This is a genomic window from Amycolatopsis granulosa, assembly GCF_011758745.1.
In the GTDB taxonomy this organism is placed as follows: Bacteria; Actinomycetota; Actinomycetes; order Mycobacteriales; family Pseudonocardiaceae; genus Amycolatopsis_E; species Amycolatopsis_E granulosa.
The window spans coordinates 2,453,623-2,473,484 of record NZ_JAANOV010000001.1 but is presented as its reverse complement, the minus strand read 5'-3'; the positions used below and the strand labels follow the sequence as shown (position 1 = coordinate 2,473,484).

General features: G+C 71.7%; 22 protein-coding genes. 9 read left to right on the top strand and 13 right to left on the bottom strand.

The window, feature by feature from the left end; translation table 11 throughout:
• Nucleotides 1-129 precede the first annotated feature (129 nt).
• A complete protein-coding gene (locus tag FHX45_RS11945; protein ID WP_341771435.1) occupies nt 130-786 on the top strand; it encodes a hypothetical protein in 657 nt (218 codons plus the stop codon).
• Nucleotides 787-810: 24 nt separating this feature from the next.
• On the opposite strand, the gene FHX45_RS11940 is transcribed toward FHX45_RS11945, so the two are convergent.
• The 5 genes from FHX45_RS11940 to FHX45_RS11920 form a co-directional block, all read right to left on the bottom strand.
• Entirely contained in the window at nt 811-2,142 is a 1,332-nt protein-coding gene (locus FHX45_RS11940; RefSeq protein ID WP_167100115.1) for a cation:dicarboxylate symporter family transporter, read from the bottom strand.
• A gap of 100 nt (nt 2,143-2,242) precedes the next feature.
• Entirely contained in the window at nt 2,243-2,869 is a 627-nt protein-coding gene (locus FHX45_RS11935; protein ID WP_167100112.1) for a Maf family nucleotide pyrophosphatase, read from the bottom strand.
• A gap of 18 nt (nt 2,870-2,887) precedes the next feature.
• Complete coding sequence (locus FHX45_RS11930; RefSeq protein ID WP_167100109.1) at nt 2,888-4,336, bottom strand: MFS transporter; 1,449 nt, start codon at nt 4,334-4,336, stop codon at nt 2,888-2,890.
• On the bottom strand, nt 4,320-4,958 hold the full coding sequence (locus tag FHX45_RS11925; protein ID WP_167100105.1) for a PadR family transcriptional regulator: 639 nt from the start codon (nt 4,956-4,958) through the stop codon (nt 4,320-4,322). The genes FHX45_RS11930 and FHX45_RS11925 overlap by 17 nt, the downstream gene beginning before the upstream one ends.
• 98 nt (nt 4,959-5,056) lie before the next feature.
• Nucleotides 5,057-5,704 carry a GntR family transcriptional regulator gene (locus tag FHX45_RS11920; RefSeq protein WP_167100102.1) on the bottom strand — a complete coding sequence of 216 codons (648 nt, stop codon included), beginning with the start codon at nt 5,702-5,704 and terminating at the stop codon, nt 5,057-5,059.
• 59 nt (nt 5,705-5,763) lie between these two features.
• On the opposite strand from FHX45_RS11920, the gene FHX45_RS11915 reads away from it, so the two are divergent.
• On the top strand, nt 5,764-7,014 hold the full coding sequence (locus tag FHX45_RS11915; RefSeq protein ID WP_341771434.1) for an MFS transporter: 1,251 nt from the start codon (nt 5,764-5,766) through the stop codon (nt 7,012-7,014).
• A 46-nt stretch (nt 7,015-7,060) separates the two neighbouring features.
• Here FHX45_RS11915 and FHX45_RS11910 read toward each other — a convergent pair whose 3' ends face one another.
• The 5 genes from FHX45_RS11910 to FHX45_RS11890 are packed head-to-tail and all read right to left on the bottom strand — an operon-like array spanning nt 7,061 to nt 11,302.
• Nucleotides 7,061-7,303, bottom strand: coding sequence for an acyl-CoA carboxylase epsilon subunit (locus FHX45_RS11910; protein ID WP_167100099.1), 243 nt, complete (start codon nt 7,301-7,303; stop codon nt 7,061-7,063).
• Nucleotides 7,304-7,313: 10 nt separating this feature from the next.
• The gene (locus FHX45_RS11905; protein WP_167100096.1) at nt 7,314-8,954 is read right to left on the bottom strand and encodes an acyl-CoA carboxylase subunit beta; all 1,641 of its coding nucleotides are present in this window, start codon (nt 8,952-8,954) and stop codon (nt 7,314-7,316) included.
• 47 nt (nt 8,955-9,001) lie between these two features.
• On the bottom strand, nt 9,002-9,994 hold the full coding sequence (locus FHX45_RS11900; RefSeq protein WP_167100093.1) for a hypothetical protein: 993 nt from the start codon (nt 9,992-9,994) through the stop codon (nt 9,002-9,004).
• 55 nt (nt 9,995-10,049) lie between these two features.
• Nucleotides 10,050-10,994, bottom strand: a complete 945-nt coding sequence (locus tag FHX45_RS11895) for an SRPBCC domain-containing protein (RefSeq protein ID WP_167100090.1) — start codon at nt 10,992-10,994, stop codon at nt 10,050-10,052.
• Nucleotides 10,991-11,302 carry an ArsR/SmtB family transcription factor gene (locus FHX45_RS11890; protein WP_167100087.1) on the bottom strand — a complete coding sequence of 104 codons (312 nt, stop codon included), beginning with the start codon at nt 11,300-11,302 and terminating at the stop codon, nt 10,991-10,993. The genes FHX45_RS11895 and FHX45_RS11890 overlap by 4 nt, the downstream gene beginning before the upstream one ends.
• A 243-nt stretch (nt 11,303-11,545) precedes the next feature.
• Here FHX45_RS11890 and FHX45_RS11885 point away from each other — a divergent pair, with 243 nt between their 5' ends.
• Nucleotides 11,546-13,021: an MFS transporter gene (locus FHX45_RS11885; protein WP_167100084.1), complete on the top strand. Its 1,476-nt coding sequence runs from the start codon at nt 11,546-11,548 to the stop codon at nt 13,019-13,021.
• Between the two features lie 44 nt (nt 13,022-13,065).
• On the opposite strand, the gene FHX45_RS11880 is transcribed toward FHX45_RS11885, so the two are convergent.
• Nucleotides 13,066-13,674, bottom strand: a complete 609-nt coding sequence (locus tag FHX45_RS11880) for a TetR/AcrR family transcriptional regulator (protein WP_167100082.1) — start codon at nt 13,672-13,674, stop codon at nt 13,066-13,068.
• A 73-nt stretch (nt 13,675-13,747) separates the two neighbouring features.
• On the opposite strand from FHX45_RS11880, the gene FHX45_RS11875 reads away from it, so the two are divergent.
• Complete coding sequence (locus FHX45_RS11875) at nt 13,748-14,314, top strand: peroxiredoxin-like family protein (RefSeq protein WP_167100079.1); 567 nt, start codon at nt 13,748-13,750, stop codon at nt 14,312-14,314.
• A gap of 53 nt (nt 14,315-14,367) precedes the next feature.
• Here FHX45_RS11875 and FHX45_RS11870 read toward each other — a convergent pair whose 3' ends face one another.
• Nucleotides 14,368-15,093: a helix-turn-helix domain-containing protein gene (locus FHX45_RS11870; protein WP_208406938.1), complete on the bottom strand. Its 726-nt coding sequence runs from the start codon at nt 15,091-15,093 to the stop codon at nt 14,368-14,370.
• 181 nt (nt 15,094-15,274) lie between these two features.
• Between FHX45_RS11870 and FHX45_RS28050 the strand changes: the two genes are divergently transcribed.
• The 3 genes from FHX45_RS28050 (at nt 15,275) to FHX45_RS11860 (ending at nt 16,773) form a co-directional block, all read left to right on the top strand.
• Entirely contained in the window at nt 15,275-15,640 is a 366-nt protein-coding gene (locus FHX45_RS28050) for an alcohol dehydrogenase catalytic domain-containing protein (RefSeq protein ID WP_243869006.1), read from the top strand.
• Nucleotides 15,630-16,289: a zinc-dependent alcohol dehydrogenase family protein gene (locus FHX45_RS28045; protein WP_341771433.1), complete on the top strand. Its 660-nt coding sequence runs from the start codon at nt 15,630-15,632 to the stop codon at nt 16,287-16,289. Before FHX45_RS28050 ends, FHX45_RS28045 begins: the two co-directional genes overlap by 11 nt.
• An 85-nt stretch (nt 16,290-16,374) precedes the next feature.
• On the top strand, nt 16,375-16,773 hold the full coding sequence (locus tag FHX45_RS11860) for a DUF5360 family protein (protein WP_208405895.1): 399 nt from the start codon (nt 16,375-16,377) through the stop codon (nt 16,771-16,773).
• A 380-nt stretch (nt 16,774-17,153) separates the two neighbouring features.
• On the opposite strand, the gene FHX45_RS11855 is transcribed toward FHX45_RS11860, so the two are convergent.
• Nucleotides 17,154-18,290, bottom strand: a complete 1,137-nt coding sequence (locus FHX45_RS11855; protein ID WP_167108785.1) for a C40 family peptidase — start codon at nt 18,288-18,290, stop codon at nt 17,154-17,156.
• 99 nt (nt 18,291-18,389) lie between these two features.
• On the opposite strand from FHX45_RS11855, the gene FHX45_RS11850 reads away from it, so the two are divergent.
• Together FHX45_RS11850 and FHX45_RS11845 are read left to right on the top strand one after the other, a co-directional pair.
• Nucleotides 18,390-19,211, top strand: a complete 822-nt coding sequence (locus tag FHX45_RS11850) for a biotin--[acetyl-CoA-carboxylase] ligase (protein ID WP_167100076.1) — start codon at nt 18,390-18,392, stop codon at nt 19,209-19,211.
• A gap of 22 nt (nt 19,212-19,233) precedes the next feature.
• On the top strand, nt 19,234-19,779 hold the full coding sequence (locus FHX45_RS11845) for a PH domain-containing protein (protein ID WP_167100073.1): 546 nt from the start codon (nt 19,234-19,236) through the stop codon (nt 19,777-19,779).
• The last annotated feature ends 83 nt before the right edge of the window (nt 19,780-19,862 follow it).

Below are 19,862 nucleotides of genomic sequence, written 5' to 3'. Positions count from 1 at the left end.
GTCCTTCACGCAATCCCCCCGGAGCGTCGCGCGGCGCTTCCGCGGGCCTTTCCCGGAGTTTACGGCGGCGTAGTCCAGCTGCGGTGAGACCCGGCTCACGCTTACCCTGAAAGGGAAAGGGGTGGGCACGTGGGCAGGGGGAGCGCGCCTCGTTCGGTCGTCGTGACCGCGGTCCTGACCGCGGTGGTGGCCTTGTCCGCCCTGGTGACCGTGCGATTGCTGCGGGCGGACGGTAGCGGCGCTGCGCCGCCCGCCGCGGCTGCCGGGAGCAGCGCGGTGATCGCGGGCGCGGATTGCGGCGACGGGCCGTGCCAGGTGGTGTCGCAGACGAGCGTGCACGGTGAGCAGGTGGAGCTGCTGGCCGGCCCCGGCGGCGGCAACGTGCGGTTCCAGGCGGGCGCGAGCGTGCTCGAGGTGGCGGTCAGCGAGCTTGGCGGGCGGCTGGACGCGAACTCGCTGACCTGCGCCACGGCCGCGGTGTCCGCGTGCCTGGTGCAGGCGCGGCAGGAGAGCGCGACGATCGCCGAGCTGGTGGTCGAGCGCGGCGGCACCTGGCGGCCGGTGGGCAAGCCGTACTACTCGAGCGCCGGTGTGGTGCGGCTGACGGACGTCAGCGGCGACGACGCGCCGGAGGTCGTGGTCGTGCAGACCGCGCCGGTGCTGGCGCGGGTGTTCGCGCTGGACGGCAGCGCACTGGGGTGCACCCGGCGCTACACCTCGGTCAGCCAGGTGCCTGGCTGGCCCGAGGTGCAGCTCGCGCCGGGTGATCTGCGGGCGTGTTCCTGACTCAGCACGCCCGCCGGGTGCGCGTCAGGCCCGGGCGGGCGAGGGCTCGGTGGCGGGAGCGCCGAGCAGCGGCGCCGTGGTGTCGGAGTGCAGCACCTCGTCGTCGAGCAGCCCCTCGGTGCGGGCGATCCAGGTCGGGATGGCGATCTGGCCGGCCACGTTGGTGGCGGTGCGCATCATGTCCAGGATCGGGTCGATGCCGTAGATCACGGCGATGCCGGTGGCGATCACCTCTGGCGGCAGGTTCAGCGTGCTCAGCGTCAGCGTGAGCATGGTGAACCAGCCGGTCACCCCGGCCGTGGCGATCGCGCCGAAGACCGCGACCACGACGATCAGCACGTAGTCGCCGAAGGACAGCGGGATGCCGAACAGGTTCGCGATGAAGATCGTGGCCACCGCTGGGTACACCGCGGCGCACCCGTCCATCTTGGTCGTCGTGCCGAGCGGCACCGCGAAGCTCGCGTAGCCCGGATCCACGCCCAGGTTGACCGCGGTCTGGCGGCTCAGCGGCAGTGTCGCACCGGAGGAGCGGGACACGAACGCGAACTGCAGCGCCGTCCACGCCTTGCGGAAGAACAGCGCCGGGCTCACCTTGCCGACGAACCGCAGCAGCAGCGGGTAGACGACGAACAGCACGAGCAGGGTGCCCACGTAGACGGCGATGATCAGCGACAGCAGCGGCCGGACGAACTGGTCGCCGTAGGTGGCGAACGCGTTGCCGATCAGGCCGAGCACACCCAGCGGCGCGAGCCGGATGATCCAGCTCAGCACCTTCTGCACGATGTCGAACACCGCGCGGTTGAGGTTCACGAACGGTTCGGCGCGGTCGCCCAGCGTGTAGACGGCCAGGCCGACCGCCAGCGACACGAGCACGACCTGCAGGATCTCGCCGTCGGCGAAGGCTTCGAACAGGTTGCTCGGCACCAGGTTCTTGATCAGGTCCAGCCACGAGCCGTGGTCGCGGGAGGCGAGTTTCTGCACCGTCTCCGGCTTGGGCTTCAGCGAGACCCCGCTGCCCGGGTTGACGATCTTGCCGACGGCGATGCCGATGAGCACCGCGATTAGCGAGGTCGTGGCGAACCACAGCACGGTCTTGCCGCCCAGCCGGGCCGCGGTGCGGGCGCCGCCGAGACCGCGCAGGCTCACGATGCCCAGCACGATGGCCGTGAAGACCAGCGGCAGGACCGTGACCTGCAGCAGGTTCGTGAAGATCGTCCCGATCGTCTTCAGGGTCGTGACGAGCCAGTCCTGGCCGGTCTGCTTGGCGAGGACGCCCAGCAGCGCGCCCACGACGAGCGCGACGACCACGATCAGGCCGAAGACCTTGGGTTTGGTGTAGGACCGTAACAGGGACACTGGTTCGCTCCGGGGCGTGAAAGTCACTGGTTGTGCCGCGTGTGGTCAACACGCGCCGTCACCGGACTCTTCCCCATGACCCGTTCGTGTGGGCGACTTCTCACGATGTGGGAGACCAGAGGTCGGTGACGCTCACCCCGACCTCCGCCAGCAGCCGCCGGGTCAGCGGCAGGCTGATGCCGATCACGCTGGACGGGTCGCCCTCGATGCCCTCGACGAACCAGCCGCCCAGCCCGTCGAGGGTGAACGCGCCGGCGACCTGCAGCGGCTCGCCGGTCGCGACGTAGGCGTCGATCTCGGCCGGCGACGGGCTGGCGAACCGCACCCGCGTCGACTGCGTGCCGGTCGCCTGCCGGACCTTCCGCCCGTCCTCGACCAGCAGCACCGCGTGCCCGGTCAGCAGGTCGCCGGAGCCACCGGCCATCTGCGCCCACCGCTTCCGCGCGGTACCGGCGTCGCCCGGCTTGCCGAGCATCTCCCCCTGGAACGACAGCATCGAGTCGCAGCCCACGACCACCGCGTTCGCGTGTGTGCGGGCGACCTCGGCCAGCACGGCCCCGGCCTTCGCCAGCGCCAGCGCGGTGACGAGCTCCTCGCGGGACGGGTCGGTCAGCGCCGCGGCCACCGCGTCCTCGTCGACGCCGGAGACCACGACACTCGGCTCGATGCCGGCGGCGCGCAGCACCGCCAGCCGGGCGGGGGACTGGGAAGCCAGAACGAATCGCACGAGCGCGAGGGTAACGCCTTACGCGCGGGCCCCCGCCGGGTCCGGCTGGGCGGGCGCCCGCCGCGGCACCGGCCGGTGCATCGCGGCCGCCGCCAAGATCCCGAGCAGGAGCACCCCGATCGGCAGGATCAGGGTTTCGCGGGCCGCGGTCGTCAGCGCGACCGGTGCGTTGCCGTGGCTGCTCGCCATGCCCGCGCTGATCCGCGCCTGCAACAGCACGCCGGTCGCCGCACTGCCGAACACGCCACCGACCTGGCGGGCGGTGTTGAAGATGCCCGACGCCGTGCCGGCCAGCCGCGGCTCGACCGAGCTCATCGTCGCGTTGCTCATCGGCGCGAACACCGATCCGGTGCCCATCCCGCACAGCAGCAGGCCGGGGAAGGTGACCCACCAGGTGCTCGTCTCGCGCGCCATCAGGGCGATCAGCGCCATCCCGGCGGCGAGCGCGACGATCCCGAAGATCACCAGGTACTTCGGGTTGACCCGGTCCGACAACCGCCCGATGAACGGTGCCATCACGCCGGACAGCAGCGACATCGGGGCCGTGATCAGCCCGGCCTCGGTGGGGGAGAGCAGCAGGACGTCCTGGATGTAGATGACCAGCGGCAGGAACATCGCGGTCATCGTGAAGCCGATGGTGACCGCGGTGAGGGTCCCGGCCGAGAAGTTGCGGTTGCCGAACACCCGCAGCGGCAGCAGCGGTTCGCGGCGGTTGTAGTGCTGCCACACCACGAACGCGACCAGCAGCAGCGCGCCGGCGGCGATCACCTCGAACACGGTGATCGGGCCGGCGACCGTGCCCCAGTCGTAGTGCTGCCCGTTCTGCAGGCCGAAGACCAGCAGCGACAGCCCGGCGACCGACAGCAGGATGCCCGGGACGTCGAACGAGTGCGCGTTGCGCGGCTGCCAGTCGGGCACCAGCACCATCGCCAGGACCAGGCCGACCGCGCCGACCGGCACGTTGACGAAGAAGATCCACTCCCAGCCCAGGTGGTCCACCAGGACACCGCCGAGCAGCGGTCCGGTGATGGTCGCCAGCCCGGCCACCCCGCCCCACAGGCCCATCGCCGGGCCGCGCTTGGCCGGCGGGAACAGGTGGGTGATGAACGCCAGTGTCTGGGGCGTCATCAGGGCGGCGCCCAGGCCCTGCACGGCGCGGGCCGTGATGAGCATGCCGGCGGAGCCGGACAGGCCGCACCACAGCGACGCGAGCGTGAACACCGCCAGGCCGGCGACGAACAGCCGCTTCGGGCCGAAGCGGTCGCCGAGCCTGCTGGTGAACAGCATCGGGACCGCGTAGGTGAGCAGGTAGACGCTCATCACCCAGACGACCGCGTTGAGGTCGGTGTGCAGCCCGCGCACCATCGACGGGATCGCGATGGAGACGATCGTGGTGTCGAGCAGGATCATGAAGAACCCGATGCACAGCGCGCTCAGCGCTGCCCACGGGTTAGCTCGCTCGGTCATCAGGTTTGTCCTCGGTGGATTCGGTGGGGACGATGGAGAGGTCGGGCTGCCGTTGCTCGGCCAGGAACGGCAGCCGTCCCGTGGTGATGTCCTGGATCAGTTCGCGCGTCCAGTCCAGTTCGAACTGCAGCCGGGCGGTGGTGTAGCACCAGTCCACCCAGTGGATGCGCGGCACGCCTTCGGTTTCCAGGCGGCGGAGGATGGCCTCGTGCTCGGCGACCTTCCCTTCGAGCCGCATCACGCGCAACCGCAGTTGTTCCAGCGACACATCCCGGCCGAGGTCGTCCATGGTGCTGAGGCCGGTGACGTATTGCGGGTACTCCTCGGCGACGGTGCCGAGCATCACCTGGGCGCGGTCCATGAAGGCGTCGCGCCCCTGCTCGGTGAGCGCGTACACGGTGCGTTCCGGGCGGCGGCCCTCCCGCTGGGTTTCCACGACCGCGATGTGTCCGGCCGTGAGCAGCCGGTCGACGGTGTGGTACAGCGAGCCCGGTTTGACCGGGACCCGGTTGGTGATGTGCCGGTCCCGCATGAGCTGGGTCATCTCGTACGGGTGCATCGGTCCCTCGTGCAGCAGTTCCAGGACGGCGAGTGCGAGGGGCGTGAGCTTCACGGAGGACATCGGTGCTCCAGTTCGTTTATTCCACGTGGACTATACGGCGCGGGACAGCGTGGTACAAGGCTGGTTCAGTGCTGGTTGAGTGCCGGTTCAGTGCAGCTTCAGTGGGTGGCTTCGTCTCGCACGGCGGCGATGTGGTTGCCGATGAGGGCCTGCAGGGTCTCGGTGTCCCCGGCGGCGAGCAGGTCGCAGATCCGCGCGTGCTCCTCGATGATGATCGGCGGGCGGACGGTGTTGTCCCGCAGTGCCGTGTTGACCATCCGCAGCTGGCGGTCGCGCAGTCCGGAGTAGAACCCGGCGAGCAGCGCGTTCCCGGCGGCCTGCACGAGGGTGGCGTGGAACTCTCGGTCGAGCTGGGTGAAGCGGGCGGTGTGCTCGGGCATCGGCACCGCCCGCTGCTCGTCGAGGACCGCGCGCATCTCGGCGGCGACCTCGCGGTGGGTGCCGGCGGCGATGACCTTCGCCGCCGCGTGCCGCTCCAGGAAGGTCCGGGCCTCGGCGATGTCGTGCACCTCGCCCGGGGAGACCGGGACGATCAGCGCGCCGCGTTTCGGGTACAGCCGGAGCAGTCCCTCGGCGGCCAGGCGCAGGAACGCCTCCCGGACCGGGGTGCGGGACAGGGCCAGCGCATCGGCGACCTCGCCCTCGCTAATCAGCCGTCCGCCCTCGAGGCGACCGTCCAGGATGCGGTCCTTGGTCCAGCGGTAGGCCCGGTCGCCGGCCGCCTGTGAGCGGTCCCTCGTTGACATGCGCGCATCGTAGCCACGACGCTCATGGATACAAGATAGATGCAACAGGAGGTGGTCCGGTGACCAGGGCTTGGTTCATGTGGGGGCTGGGCGCGCTGTGCTACCTCACCGCACTGTTCCACCGGATGAGCCTGTCGGTAGCCGGGCTCACCGCGCAGGAACGCTTTGGGATCGACGCGACCGGGCTCGCCGTGTTCTCCGTGGTGCAGCTCGTGCTCTACGCCGTGCTCCAGGTGCCGGCCGGCGCCGCCGCGGACCGGTTCGGGCCACGGAAATCGCTGGCGCTGGGGATGGCCCTGATGGCCGCCGGGTCGATCGTGTTCGCCGTCGCCACCGCGTACCCGGCGGCGATGGCCGGGCGCGCGCTGATCGGCGCCGGCGACGCGTTCCTGTTCGTCAACGTGCTGCGGCTGGCCCACAACTGGTTCCCCGGCCGCCGGTACGCGCTGGTCGCCGCGCTGACCGGGATGATCGGTGGTCTCGGCCAGCTGATCGCGACCGCGCCACTGGCCGCCCTGCTGACCGGGTTCGGGTGGACGCCCGCGTTCCTCGCCGCCGGGGTGATCACGGCGGTGCTGCTGGTCGCGGTGGCCCTCGCGTTGCGGGACGGGCCCGCGGCCGCGGCCCGCGAGGTGCCGGCGGAGCCGCTGCGGGTGAGCCTGCGGCACGCCTGGCGCAATCGCGGGACGCGGCACGCGATGTGGACGCACTTCACGCTGATGGGCGCGTTCGTCACGTTCACCGCGGTGCTCGGGCAGCCGTACCTGGTGCACGCGCAGGGCCGGACCCCCGCGGCGGCCGGCGCGCTGCTGACCGTCGTGGTGGCCGGGTTCGTGCTGCTCGGGACGGTCGCCGGGCAAGTCGCGTCCCGGCGGCCCGGCCTGCGCGCTCCGATGGTCGCGTCGGCGGCCGTGGTGAGCGTGCTGTGCTGGGCCGTGCTGATCGTGGTGCCGGGCCCGGTGCCGACGCCGGTGCTGGCACCGGTGCTGTTCCTCGTCGGAGCCGCCGGGGCGGTGAGCATGCTCGCGTTCGACCTGGCGCGCTCGGCCAACCACGGGCATCAGGCCGGGGTCGCCAGCGGGGTCGCCAACATGGGCGGCTTCACCTTCGCGGTGGTCGCGGAACTGGCGGCCGGGCTGCTGCTGGACGAGCTGCTCCGGCACGGCGTGGCCGCGCCGCCGGCCTACCGGCTGTCGTTCCTGGTCGCGCTGGCGATGGCGCTGACCGGCACCGCGCGGCTGCTGGTGTTGCACCGGCACGCCGGGGTTCGCTCACCCCACCCCGAAGGCGTGCCGGAACCAGCCGCCTGAGCCACTCCCGCTCGCGAGTGCGCGACCCGCGGGCGGGAGCGTGGGACTACCGCGGCCAGGCGGAGGCGCGCCAGGCACCCGCGCCGGGCCGCGGCAGCGGCCGGCGCACCAGCGCCGCGCGGTCCGCCCAGAAGGACGTCCGCTCCGGCTTCCGCGGCGTCTCCTCGCCACCGGCGGACGCCGCCGCGGCCACGACGGCCGTTAGGGCCGCCAGTTCCGCCTCGTCCGGGTTGCCGCGCACCACACGCAGCACCGGCCGGGCGGGGGGATTCTCCTCGGGCTCGCTCATGCCGACTCCCTCACAGCGGGATGTTGCCGTGCTTCTTGGGCGGCAGCGTCTCGCGCTTGTCGCGCAGCATCGACAGCGCGCGCGCCACGTGACCACGCGTGTGGGACGGCACGATCACCGCGTCGACGTAGCCGCGCTCGGCCGCCTCGTACGGGTTGAGCAACGTGTCCTCGTACTCCTGGATCAGCTCGGCCCGCAGCGCCTCGACGTCCTTGCCCTCGTCGGCGGCCTTGGCGAGCGTCTTGCGGTGCACGATGTTCGCCGCGCCCTGCGCACCCATCACCGCGACCTGCGCGGTCGGCCACGCCAGGTTGATGTCCGCGCCGAGGTGCTTGGAACCCATGACGTCGTACGCCCCGCCGTAGGCCTTGCGCGTGATCACGGTGACCAGCGGGACCGTCGCCTCGGCGTAGGCGTAGATCAGCTTCGCGCCACGCCGGATGATGCCGTTCCACTCCTGGTCGGTGCCCGGCAGGAAGCCCGGCACGTCCACGAAGGTCAGCACCGGCACGTTGAACGCGTCGCAGGTCCGTACGAACCGCGCGGCCTTCTCCGAGGCGTCGATGTCGAGGCAGCCGGCGAACTGGGTCGGCTGGTTGGCGACCACGCCGACCGCGTGCCCGTCCACCCGGCCGAACCCGACGATCACGTTCGGTGCGAACAGCTCCTGGACCTCCAGGAACTCGCCGTCGTCCAGCACGCGCGTGACGACCTCGTGCATGTCGTAGGGCTGGTTCGGCGAGTCCGGGATCAAGGTGTCCAGCTCGAGGTCGGACTCGGTCACGCCGTCCGCGATCGAGGAGTCCACCGGCTCCGGCGGGTCGAACACCGGCGCCTCGGACAGGTTGTTCGACGGCAGGAAGGACAGCAGCTCCTTGACGTAGGAGATCGCGTCCTCCTCGTCCGAGGCGAGGTAGTGCGCGTTGCCCGACTTGGTGTTGTGCGTGCGGGCGCCGCCCAGCTCCTCGAACGTGACCTCCTCACCCGTCACCGTCTTCACCACGTCCGGGCCGGTGATGAACATGTGCGAGGTCTGGTCGACCATCACCACGAAGTCGGTGAGCGCGGGGGAGTAGACGTGCCCGCCCGCGTTGGCGCCCATGATCAGCGAGATCTGCGGGACCACGCCGGACGCCTTGACGTTGCGGGTGAAGATCTCGCCGTAGAGGCCGAGGGAGACCACGCCCTCCTGGATGCGCGCGCCGCCGCCCTCGTTGATGCCGATGATCGGGCGGCCGGTCTTGATCGCCAGGTCCATGACCTTGACGATCTTCTCGCCGTAGACCTCGCCGAGCGAACCGCCGAACACGGTCACGTCCTGGCTGAACACGCACACCGGGCGCCCGTCGATCGTGCCGTACCCGGTCACCACGCCGTCGCCGTAGGGGCGGTTGCGCTCCTGCCCGAAGTTCGTCGACCGGTGCCGGGCCAGCTCGTCGAGCTCGACGAACGACCCGGGGTCGAGCAGCAGGTCGATCCGCTCGCGTGCGGTCCTCTTGCCCTTCGCGTGCTGACGCTCCACGGCCCGGGCGGACCCGGCGTGCACCGCCTCGTCGTTCCGGCGGTACAGGTCGGCCAGCTTCCCGGCCGTGGTGTGGATGTCCGGCTCCTCCGCCGGAGGCGTCCCGATCGGCTCCGTCGCGCTGCTCATGACGGGAGCCTATCCATTGCGCAAGGGGCGCGTGTGTGGCGTGAACCTCACCTGGCGAACCGCGACCACGCGTCCAGCAGCCGCCGGGCCGAACCGCCGACCGGTCCGACCGCGTCGGCCAGCGTCTTCGCGTCCGGCAGGTGCGCGCCGCTGATCGCCGCGACCGCCTGGCCGGGGTCGGTGATGGTGGACGAGCACACCGACCGCAGGTAGTCGGGCACGGTCAGCGCCGGGTCGGTGCACCCGACGACGGGCGTGCCGACGGCGACGACCAGCGGGAACACCGTGCCGGGGATGCCGATGGCGGCCTCCGCGCGGGCGGCGGCCTGCACCGAGGGCACGGAGCTGATCTCGTAGCGGTCCCACAGCGTGCGGTCCTCGCGCGGGTGCAGGCCGACCAGGATCCGCTTCCCGGCGGCGGCGAGCTTCTCCGCCGCGGCGAGGAGCAGTTCGGTGCCGGGTGCGGCGGCGCCGGTGCCGTCGGGGTGCGTGACGCTGGTGAGGACCAGGACCAGGCCCGGTTCCGGCGCCCGCCGCGGCAGGTCGTCGGTCTGCGGCGAGCCGACGATCCGGATGTGCCGCCGACGGCCCAGGTAGGCGCCGAACGCCCGCGCCTCGGCCGGTGAGGACGACGTGATCAGCCGCGGGTGCAGTTCCCGCGCGCGGGGAGCCTGGACCGGCTGCTGGTAGGCGAGGGAGCTGGCGACGAGCGGCAGCCGCCGGAAGCGGGCCGCGCAGTCGGCGGGCCAGTCCCCGGCGCCGGTGACGACGAGCAGGTCGGCGCTGGGCGCGGTGTCCGGCGTGGCGACCGGTACCGGATCGCCGGGGGTCACGCGGGTCAGATCGGGCACCAGCTGGGTGAGCCGCCACCCGCGTCGCGCGGCCTCCGCGAGCAGCGGTTTGACGTGGTAAGTGCCCCACGGCTCGTTGGTCGCGATCAGCACGCGCGGGGACCGCGAGGCGGCCGCGGTACCGCCGCCGAGGGCGGTGAGGGCGAGGGCGCCGCCGAGCACGGCGCGCCGGGTCACCGATTTCGTCATGATCGACAACCTAGGCGCCGCGGGCGGCGCCGAGATGAACTCCGCGCGAATCCTGTCACCCGGTCAGCCGCTGCGCGTAGCGCCGGGTCAGCTCGGCCGTGCGCTCCTCCGGCCACGGGCAGCGGATCTCGCCGAACGTGGCGGCGAAGAACAGCTCCAGCTGGGTGTGCCAGGCGGCCAGCGCCTCGGCCCGCAGGTGCGCCAGCGCGAACGGCACCGTCTGGGTCAGCTCGATCCGGGTGCCCAGCTCGCGGTCGGCCACGGTTTCCCACCGCACCCGGCCCGCGGGCGAGCCGTCGTGCAGCCACTCGTACTCCAGCACGTTCGGCGCCGACGCCACCAGCACCCGCCCGGCCGGCACGTAACCGTTCGTCGCGCGCAGCGGGGCGGGGTCACCCGGCTGCACGGTCGCCTCCTCGGTCAGCAACCGCCAGACCTCAGGGGCGGGCTGCCACACCAGGTCGCGGGCGAACCGCAGCTCGTACCCGTGCGCCGTCTCGTGCACCGTGCCGTCGCCGAGACCGAACTCCTCGATGTAGCGCTCCATCCCGTGCAGCCAGTCCGGCTCGGGCGGGGCGCCGGCCCCGTCCAGCCGGGCGGTCAGGCCGTCCAGGCAGAAGTCCCAGCCGATCGCGTTGCGGCCACCGGAGAGCCGCCCGACGTCGCCGCCGCCGATCGTCTGCGTGAACACCAGCAGGCAGCCGTCCCCGTCGGGCACCAGCTCGAACCGCAGCACGTCGAGGTTCCAGCGGAACGCGAACACCTTCGGCGGGTCGAACTCGAGGACTTCGCCGCTGCCGCCGTCGTCGACCGGCGCCGCGTCCGGGAAGACGAACCGCATCGGCGCGCCCACCCGTGCCTCGGTTTCCACGCGGGCGGGGAACCAGTGCGCCAGCTCGGCGGGGTCGGTGACGGCCTGCCAGACCTTTTCGGGCCGGTGCGCGAGCCGCCGTTCGAAGCGGAGCACGGGTTTCCCGGCGATCGTGAGCAGTTCGGTCACGGTTCCTCCATCGTGTCCAGGTGCCGTTCGAGGGCGTCCAGGCTCGCGTTCCACAGGCGGCGGTAGGGCGCCAGCCACGCGTCGATCTCGGCCAGCGGCTCCGAGCGCAGCCGGTACCACCGCCGCTGCGCGTCCTGCCGGACCTCGACCAGGCCCGCCTCGCGCAGCACCTTCAGGTGCTTGGACACCGCGGGCTGGGTCAGGGACAGGCGCTCGACGAGATCACCGACCGGCCGCTCCGACGTGCGCAGCAGGTCGAGGATCTCCCGGCGCCGGGGCTCGGCGAGCACCTCGAAGGTAGATGCCATACGAGTAATATAACGCAACTGGCATATAAGTCAACGCCGCCGGGCGCGGCGGGCACCCGGTGCTGGTCCGAAAAGCTGGATGTGCCCTCGCAGTCTGCGGCGCCGTCGCAATTCGAGGCCATATCGCATAACCATTCGCCAGCGTTCGCGAGAAGCGACACCCAAGGCGGAAATATGCGGCCCGCCGTGCGTAGCTTGATGGCCCAGGGGACTCATCCACTTCACTTCTGCGAGGACATACCTATGCCGCCGTCATCCGTTGCCGCCGTCGCGCCCGCACGGGGGAACGCGAACGCGAACCGCTGGTGGATCCTGGTGGTGATCGGCCTTGCGCAGCTCATGGTCGTGCTGGACTCCACGATCGTGAACATCGCACTGCCGTCGGCGCAACACGACCTCGCGTTTTCCGATGACGCGCGCCAATGGGTGGTCACGGCGTACGCACTCGCATTCGGCAGCCTTTTGCTGCTGGGCGGCCGGGTCGCCGACTTGTTCGGCCGCAGACCGGCCTTTCTGGTGGGGCTGGCCGGTTTCGCCCTGATGTCCGCGCTGGGCGGTGCGGCGAACGGCATCGAACTGCTGATCGTCGCCCGCGCCGGGCAAGGGGTGTTCGGCGCGTTGCTCGCGCCGACCGCGCTCTCGCTGCTCAGCACGACGTTCACCGATCCCGCGGAACGGGGCAAGGCGTTCGGTGTCTTCGGGGCGATCGCCGGGGGCGGTGCCGCGATCGGGCTGCTGCTCGGCGGCGCGCTGACCCAGTACCTCGACTGGCGCTGGTGCATGTTCGTGAACATCGTCTTCGCCGCGGTCGCGTTCGCCGGTGCCGTGGCGATGCTGCGCCCGCTTCCCCGCACCGGGCGGCGGCCCAAACTGGACGTCCCCGGCACGCTGACCGCGTCGGCCGGTCTGTTCGCCCTCGTCCAAGGGTTCGCCCACGCCGAGGCCGAGCCGTGGTCGGCCGTCTCGGTGTGGGGTTTCCTGGCCGTCGGCGTGGCGTTGCTGACCCTGTTCGTCTACCTGCAGACCAGGGTGGAGCATCCGTTGCTGCCGATGCGCGTGCTGTTCGACCGGGACCGCGGCGGCTCGTTCCTGTCGGTGTTCCTGCGGGGCATCGGGATGTTCCCGGTGTTGCTGTTCCTCACCTACTACCTGCAGCGGGACCTCGGGCTCGCGCCGATCACCAGCGGCGTGGCCTTCCTGCCCATGGTCGCCACCCTGATGGCGGGTGCCGCGGCCGCGAGCGGTGTGCTGTCGAAGTTCGGCTCGCGTGCGCTGATCAGCCTCGGCATGCTCATCGCGGCGGCGGCTCTGTGCTGGCTCAGCGCGATCGACACCGTCAGCACCTACTTCAGCGGGGTGCTGTTCCCGCTGATGGTGTTCGGTCTGGGCATCGGCGTGTCGACGGCGCCCGCGATGAGCGCGGCCACGACGGGGGTGCGGGCCGGCGACGCGGGTGTCGCGTCGGCCACGGTGCACACCGCTCAGCAGACCGGCGGCTCCATCGGCACCGCGCTGGTCAGCACCCTCGTCGCCAACGCGGTGACGACGTTCCCGGGCGGCAAGGCGCCGGTGCCAGGACTGGCCGCGGAAGCCGCGGTGCACGGCTACCGCGTGGCGTTCTCCTGGTCCGCCGGGTTCTTCGCCTCCGGGGCGGTCGTCTGCAGCCTGCTGCTGCGCCCGCGCGCCCGTGACGCGTCAGGCCGCAACCGTCCACAGTGATCTCGGGTGGCCGGTGGGCGACCCGGCCCGTTTCCCGGATCTGGCTAGAGGCCGAGGCCGCGGAGCAGGATGTCGAACCCCTGCCGGAACTCCTCCGCCGGCGGGATCGACCGCGCCTGCGCCGCGGTCTCGGACAGGATCGGGAAGTCCTCGGGCGGTAGATCCGCCAGCGCGGCGGTGCCGGGCCCGGACAGGGCCCCGAAGTGCTCGACCTGCAGGGCGCCGAACACGTATCCCATGATCGCGCGGAACGCGATCGCCCGGTGCGTGCCCGTGATGCCCGCCCCGGTCAGCACCGTCAGCATCGTCTCGCCCCACCGGATCGAGCTGGGCACGCGGTGCCGGTGGATCAGCAGCAGCGGCACGACCGCGGGGTGCCGACCGACGGCGACGCGGACCCGGTCGGCCAGCACGCTCAGCCGCTTCGCCGCCGAGCCGCGCGGGACCGTGAGGTCGATCGTCTGGAGCACCAGGTCGACCACGAGCCCTTCGAGCTGGCCGCGGTCGGCCACGTAGCGGTAGAGCGACATGGTGCCCATGCCGAGCTCCTGGGCGACCGCGCGCATGGAAAGTGCTTCCAGGCCGTCGCGGTCCAGGACGGCCAGGGCGGCGGTCGCGATCTGCGCGGAGGTCAGGGAACGGCGGCGTGGCATGGCATTTGACAGCGTACAGAATACGCGCATACGGTCGTAGGCGTACACCACACGCTTACCGAAGGAGCCGCACATGCGAGAGGTCAGCCCACGCGAACTGGTCGCGGTCACCGGCGAGCGCGTCCCCGTGCCCGATCCCGCGCGCCTGGTCCACCTGCAGTTCCGGCGCTTCGCCGGCTGCCCGATCTGCAACCTCCACCTGCGCTCGATCGTCCAGCGGCACGACGAGATCAGCGCCGCGGGCATCCGCGAGGTGGTGTTCTTCCACTCGCCCGCCGACGAGCTTCGGGAGTACGACCTGCCGTTCGCGGTCGTCGCCGATCCGGGCAAGCGGTACTACCGCGAGTTCGGGGTCGAGTCCGGGGGCCGGGCGCTGCTGCACCCGCGCACGTGGGGCGCGATCCTGCGGGGTTCCGCGTTGACGCTGCGCGGCCGGTTCCGCCCACCCGCCGCGCGTCAGGAGGGTGGCCGGCTCGGGTTGCCCGCCGACTTCCTGATCGACCCGAGCGGGCGTGTGCTGGCCGGCAAGCACGGTGGGCACGCCTACGACCAGTGGTCGGTCGACGAGCTGCTGGCCCACGCCCGGACGGCGGTGGCCGGGGTGACGCCGTGCGGCGTTCGGGTCAGGGCACCGGGGTGAGCAGCCGGTGCGGCTCCCGCAACGCGATGCTCACCCGGGTTCGCCGAGCACGGTCACACCCGGCGGTAGCCCTTTCGCCCGGCGCGGCGGCGCAGGGCGTCGGCCGTCGCTTGGTCGGCCGGCAGGAACGCTTCGAGGCGCAGTTCGGCGAGGGTGACGTCGGTGGCGGTCGCGAACGAGGTCAAGGTGGTGATCAGCCGCAGTTCCCCGTCGGCGGTGGCCAGCCGCATCGGTACGGAAAAGCCCAGGTGATCGCCGCTGACCGGAGCCTCGGGCAGGTATCCCGCGAGTTCGGCGACGAACTCGTCGAGGCGCGGGTCGGGGCTTCGCCGCGCCCGGGCGCGCAGGTTCTCCACCACATGGCGGCCCCACTGAGCCAGGTTCGCCACCCGGCGTCCCATCCCCTCCGGGTGCAGCATCAGCCGCAGCATGTTGACCTCGGGGGTGAGCAACTCCGGGGCCGCCCCTTCGGTGAACACTTCGACCGCGTCGTTGACGGCGACCACCCGGCCGTAGGGCGCGATGACCAGCGCGGGGTACGGGAGGTGGCCGTGGAGGATCTCCTCCAGCGCCTCACGCACCGGGCGCAGGGCCGCCTCGTCCAATGTGGACTCGGTGAACACCGGTGCGTACCCGGCGGCCATGAGCAGGTCGTTGCGCTCCCGCAGCGACAGGCCCAGGGACTCGGCCAGCCTGACCACGGTCGCCCGCCCCGGCCGGGACCGGCCGCTCTCGATGAAGCTCAGGTGCCGTTGCGTGGTACCCGCCAGCGCGGCCAGTTCGAGCTGGCCGGCGCGACCGGCGCCAGCGCCTCAGTTCCGCGCCGACCCCGGCGCTGTCCACTTCGGTGTCCACAGCTTCGTTCTACACGAGCCCGCAGGCGGACGATTCCCGCGCGGGAATTGCCGTCACGCCTGGCCTTCCCCGACGATTCCGCACCGGACGACAGGAGGACAGGGAATGAAGTGTTACCGCCTCGACCCGGCACACGGTCTGGCCGGGCTGACGCTGGACGAGCGGCACGTGCCGGAACCGGGCCCGGGTCAGGTGCTGGTCCGGATCCGCGCGAACTCGCTCGGCTTCCGCGATCTCATGGTCCTGGACGGCAACTACCCGCTGCCGATCTCACCCGGCGTGGTGCCCGGGTGCGAGGGCGCCGGTGAGGTCGTGGCCGTGGGGGACGGGGTCAACCGGGTGCGGCCCGGCGACCGGGTCGCGGCCACCGTGTTCCCGCGCTGGCTGGACGGCCCGTTCATCCGGGACAACGCCGCGCAGCTGGGCACGATGATCGACGGCGTGCTCACCGAGTACGCCGGTGTTCGGTGAGGACGCCGTGGTGCCCGTCCCGGCGCACCTGTCGTTCGAAGAGGCCGCCACGTTGCCGCTCGCGGCGGTGACCGCGTGGCACGCGCTCAGCGCGGGCGGCCCGCTGCGCCCGGGTTCCACGGTGCTGACGCTCGGCTCCGGCGGGGTGTCGCTGTTCGTCCTGCAGTTCGCGAAGCTGGCGGGTGCGCGGGTCATCGTGACGACGTCGAGCCCGGTCAAGGCGGAGCGGCTGCGCGCGCTGGGTGCCGACGCGGTGATCGACTACCGCGAAAATCCGCAGTGGTCGCAACAGGTTCTCGACCTGACCGGTGGCCGCGGCGCGGACCGGGTCGTGGACGCGACCGGCCCGCTGGAGCAGTCGCTGAAATCCGTCGCAGCCAGCGGGGACCTCGCCTTCGTCGGCTACTGGTTGTCCGGGGCCGAGGGCGCACGGCCCGTCGATCCCGCGGCCCTGTTCGGCGCGGGCGCGGTCCTGCATCGGATCGCCACCGGTAGCCGGGCCCATTTCACGGAGCTGACCCGCGCGGTCGAGATGCACCGGCTTCGCCCCGTGATCGATCGGGAGTTCCCGTTCGAGAAGGTTCCCGACGCCTTCGAGTACTGCGCGTCCGGCGGCGGGTTCGGCAAGATCGTGATCAGTCACAGCTGAGGACCTGGCCAGCTGTACCGTCCAGACGGTACTGTCGTCACGCGGGTGAGAACGGCGGGCCGCCGCCGGCGTCCTGGAGGTGGCGATGTCCGAGAAGTGGATCAAGCGCCTGATGTTCGGCACGGACGTCGGCTTCCTGCTGTACTGGCTGGCCAACGTCGTCCGCATCATCCCGCCCTACCCGGAACCGGTGCTCAACGCGTGGAACTGGTCCTTCCTGGGACTGGACGTGATCGCCGCGACCACCGGCCTGATGTCCCTGCGCTGGACCCGCCGTCGCCGGGCGGGCGCGACAGCGTTGCGGGCCGTCTCACTCGCCCTGACCCACGCGGCCGGGTTGCTCGCGATCAGCTTCTGGGCTCTGCGCGGCGAGTTCGACCCCGCCTGGTGGCTGCCCAACCTGTGGCTCACCCTGTTCCCCCTCGCCGCGCTGGTCCTGTCGCTGCGGGAAGGCAGCTCGGCCACGCCGGCGGCGAGCACCTGAGGCTGTACCTGTCGGACGGGGGATTTCGGCGAGGTCGTGACCAGGCGGGGCGGACAAGCCAGGTGATCCGGTCAGCCCTCGGACGTCTGCCGAGGGTGGTGGAGTAGATCTTGTGCCAGGGCCGGGCTGAGCGGACCACGTCGTCCAGGACGTGGAGGAGGAACTGGCTGGTGTTCTCCAGTCTGGCGCCGCACCCTGGCCATCATGTGCGGGAGCCCGGCCTGGATCACCAGTTCCACACTCTGCGCGTCGACCTCGTCCGTGAGCTGTGGATCACGGCCACCGGGGTCGGCCGTTCCTGGTGACGAGTTCGGGTTGAGTCCGCTGCCGGGGAGTTCGGCGGCCGGCCCGGCGAGAGTGGTGCCGCGGGCCAAGTACCCCTACCGCGCCGGGCGGCCCGCGCCCGCGTAGTCGTCGGTGCGGGTGCGGTACGTCGCGATCTGGATGGCCATGCCCTGGGTCGGCGCGTTGATCATGAGACCGTTGCCCAGGTAGAGCCCGACGTGGTGGATGCGTGTGGCCGGGTTGCCGTAGAACACCAGGTCGCCCATCTTCGGTTCGGTGACCGGCGGGACCGACCGGAACTGCGTGTCCGCCGTGCGCGGCAGGTCGATGCCCGCCGCGTCGTAGGCGGCCTTCGTCAGGCCCGAGCAGTCGAACCCGGCCGCGCCCGCGTCCGGCCCGTTGCCGCCCCACACGTACGGCAGGCCGAGCTGGTCGAGGGCGAACCGGGTGGCGCGGACCGACGGCGCGGACGCCGACGCCGGGTCCAGCGACAGCTGCGCGTACAGCTGCGCGTTGCCGAGCGCCTGCTGGCGGAACAGGTCCGAATCGCGGTACCCGGCGACCGCCTTCCACCAGCCCTGGCCGGCCTGGAGATCGGTGCTGCCCGCGCACAACGTGCGGCCCGCGGCGACCGCCGCGTCGTCGATGTCCTGGATGTCCTGGAGATCACCGTGCGCCACGGCGCGATGCCATTCGCCCTGCGTCAGCTGCATCGGACCGCTGCGCGGCTCGGTGGCCGGCTCGCCGGCGGCACCGGTCAGCGGTACCGCGCCGAGCGCTTTCGTCATCCGCCCGTCGGCGGCCAGCGAAGCGCCGCCGAACCGGCCGTGGTTCGAGCTGGCCTTGCCGATCCCGGCGAGCGTCACCCACGACAGGTGGCAGCCCGGATCCTCGTCGCGCAGTGTCAGCTCGCCCGTCGCGTACCCGATCAGCGCGCGCTCCGGGATGTCCAGCGGCCCGCTCAGGTTCGCCGCCCACTTCTCCAGCTCGCTGCGGCCCTGCTCCCGGGGAGCCTGCGCCTGCTCCGGCGCGTTCGGCTCCAGCACGGTGGGCGCGGCCGCGATCGCCGCGTTCCCGCCCGGCTGTTCGGCCGGCACCACGTCGGCAGCGGTCTGCACCGTCCGGTGTGGCGGCTCCACCAGCAGCCACCCGCAGGTCGCCACGGCGGCAACGAGGATCAGCGCGATCAGGGCACGCCCGGCGGCGGCCCGCCCCCACGATCGGAAACGCATGGTCACCCCGTTCACACTAAAAGACACCGCCCTCGGCCGTCACAGGGATCCAACGACCGGACCCCCGCCCGCGTGACGGCAGGCGAATAGGCTTCCCCCATGAACGCGATCAACACCGGGCGGCTGCGGGCCGAACTGCTCGCGCCGGAGGGTCCGTACGCGGCGCTGGACGTCGTCCCCAGCACCGGGTCCACGAACGCCGACCTGCGCAAGGCCGGTGTCGAGGGCGCGGCGGACCGCACCGTGCTGATCGCCGAGGAGCAGACTTCCGGGGTGGGCAGGCGGGCGCGGCTGTGGGCGTCGCCGCAGGGCAGTGGCGTGTACCTCAGCGTGCTGCTGCGCCCGGCCGGGGTGCCGTTCAGCGCGCTGGGTTCGCTCGCGATCGCCGCGGGGCTCGCGGTGACCGACCTGACCGCCGAACTCGGCGTGGACGCCGTGCTGAAGTGGCCCAACGACGTGCTCGCCGGACCGGATCGCGGCAAGTGCGCCGGGATCCTGTCCGAGGCGGTCGCGGGGGACGAGGTCGCCGTGGTGCTCGGCATCGGGCTCAACGTGCGCCCGCTGGGCCCGGGTGTCCAGCCGGGCGCGGGCGGGCTGGTGCCGACCTCGCTGGCCGAGCAGGGCGCGCGCACCACCGACCGCACCGACATCGCGGCGCTGCTGCTGGCCGCGCTCGCCGACCGCGAGGACCGCTGGCGAGCGGCCGGTGGTGACCTGGCGCGAGCCGGGTTGCTGGCCGACTACCGGGCCCGCTGCGAGACGCTCGGTCAGGAGGTGCGGGTGCTGATGCCGGGCGACCACACGATCATCGGCACGGCGGAGGACGTCGACGGGTCCGGCCAGCTGCAGGTGACCGGTCAGGACGGCAGGCGGCACACCGTGTTCGCCGGGGACGTCGTGCACCTGCGCCCGGTACGGTGAATCGTCGCGAGAGGAGTTCGCAGTGGCCTACCCCGACGATCTGCTCAGTGAGAACGAGCAGGTCGTAGTGCACAGCCATCCGCACGCCAAGATGCTGATCGGGCCGGTGCTCGGGTTCCTCGTGACACTGGGGGCAGCCATCTGGCTGGTCACGCTCGCCGCCGGCGCGCCCGCCCCGTGGCACGACGTGGCCCGCATCGCGATCGCCGTTGCCGCGGTCGTGCTGATCATCGCGTTCTTCGTGGTGCCGCTGATCCGCTGGCGCACCACCCACTTCATCGTCACGACCGATCGCCTCATCGTCCGCGAGGGCGTGATCAAGCGGACCGGGATCGACATCCCGATGGGCCGGATCAGCAGTGTCCAGTTCGAGCACGGTCTGGTGGACCGGATCTTCGGCTGCGGCACGCTGGTGATCGAGTCCGCTTCGGACGAGCCGCTGCGGTTCGAGGACATCCCGCGTGTCGAGCGGGTGCACACGATGATCTACCGCCAGGTCAACGACAACCCCTACGACGACTTCCCCGGCGAGCAAGGTCCGCACGCGCGTGGCCGCGGCGCCCGCTGACTTCACCCGATCCAGCGAATCGCCGAGCGCGCTCCGTGACACGAGCGCCGAAAACCGTTGGTACCGCGTGGAATTCTCTCCGC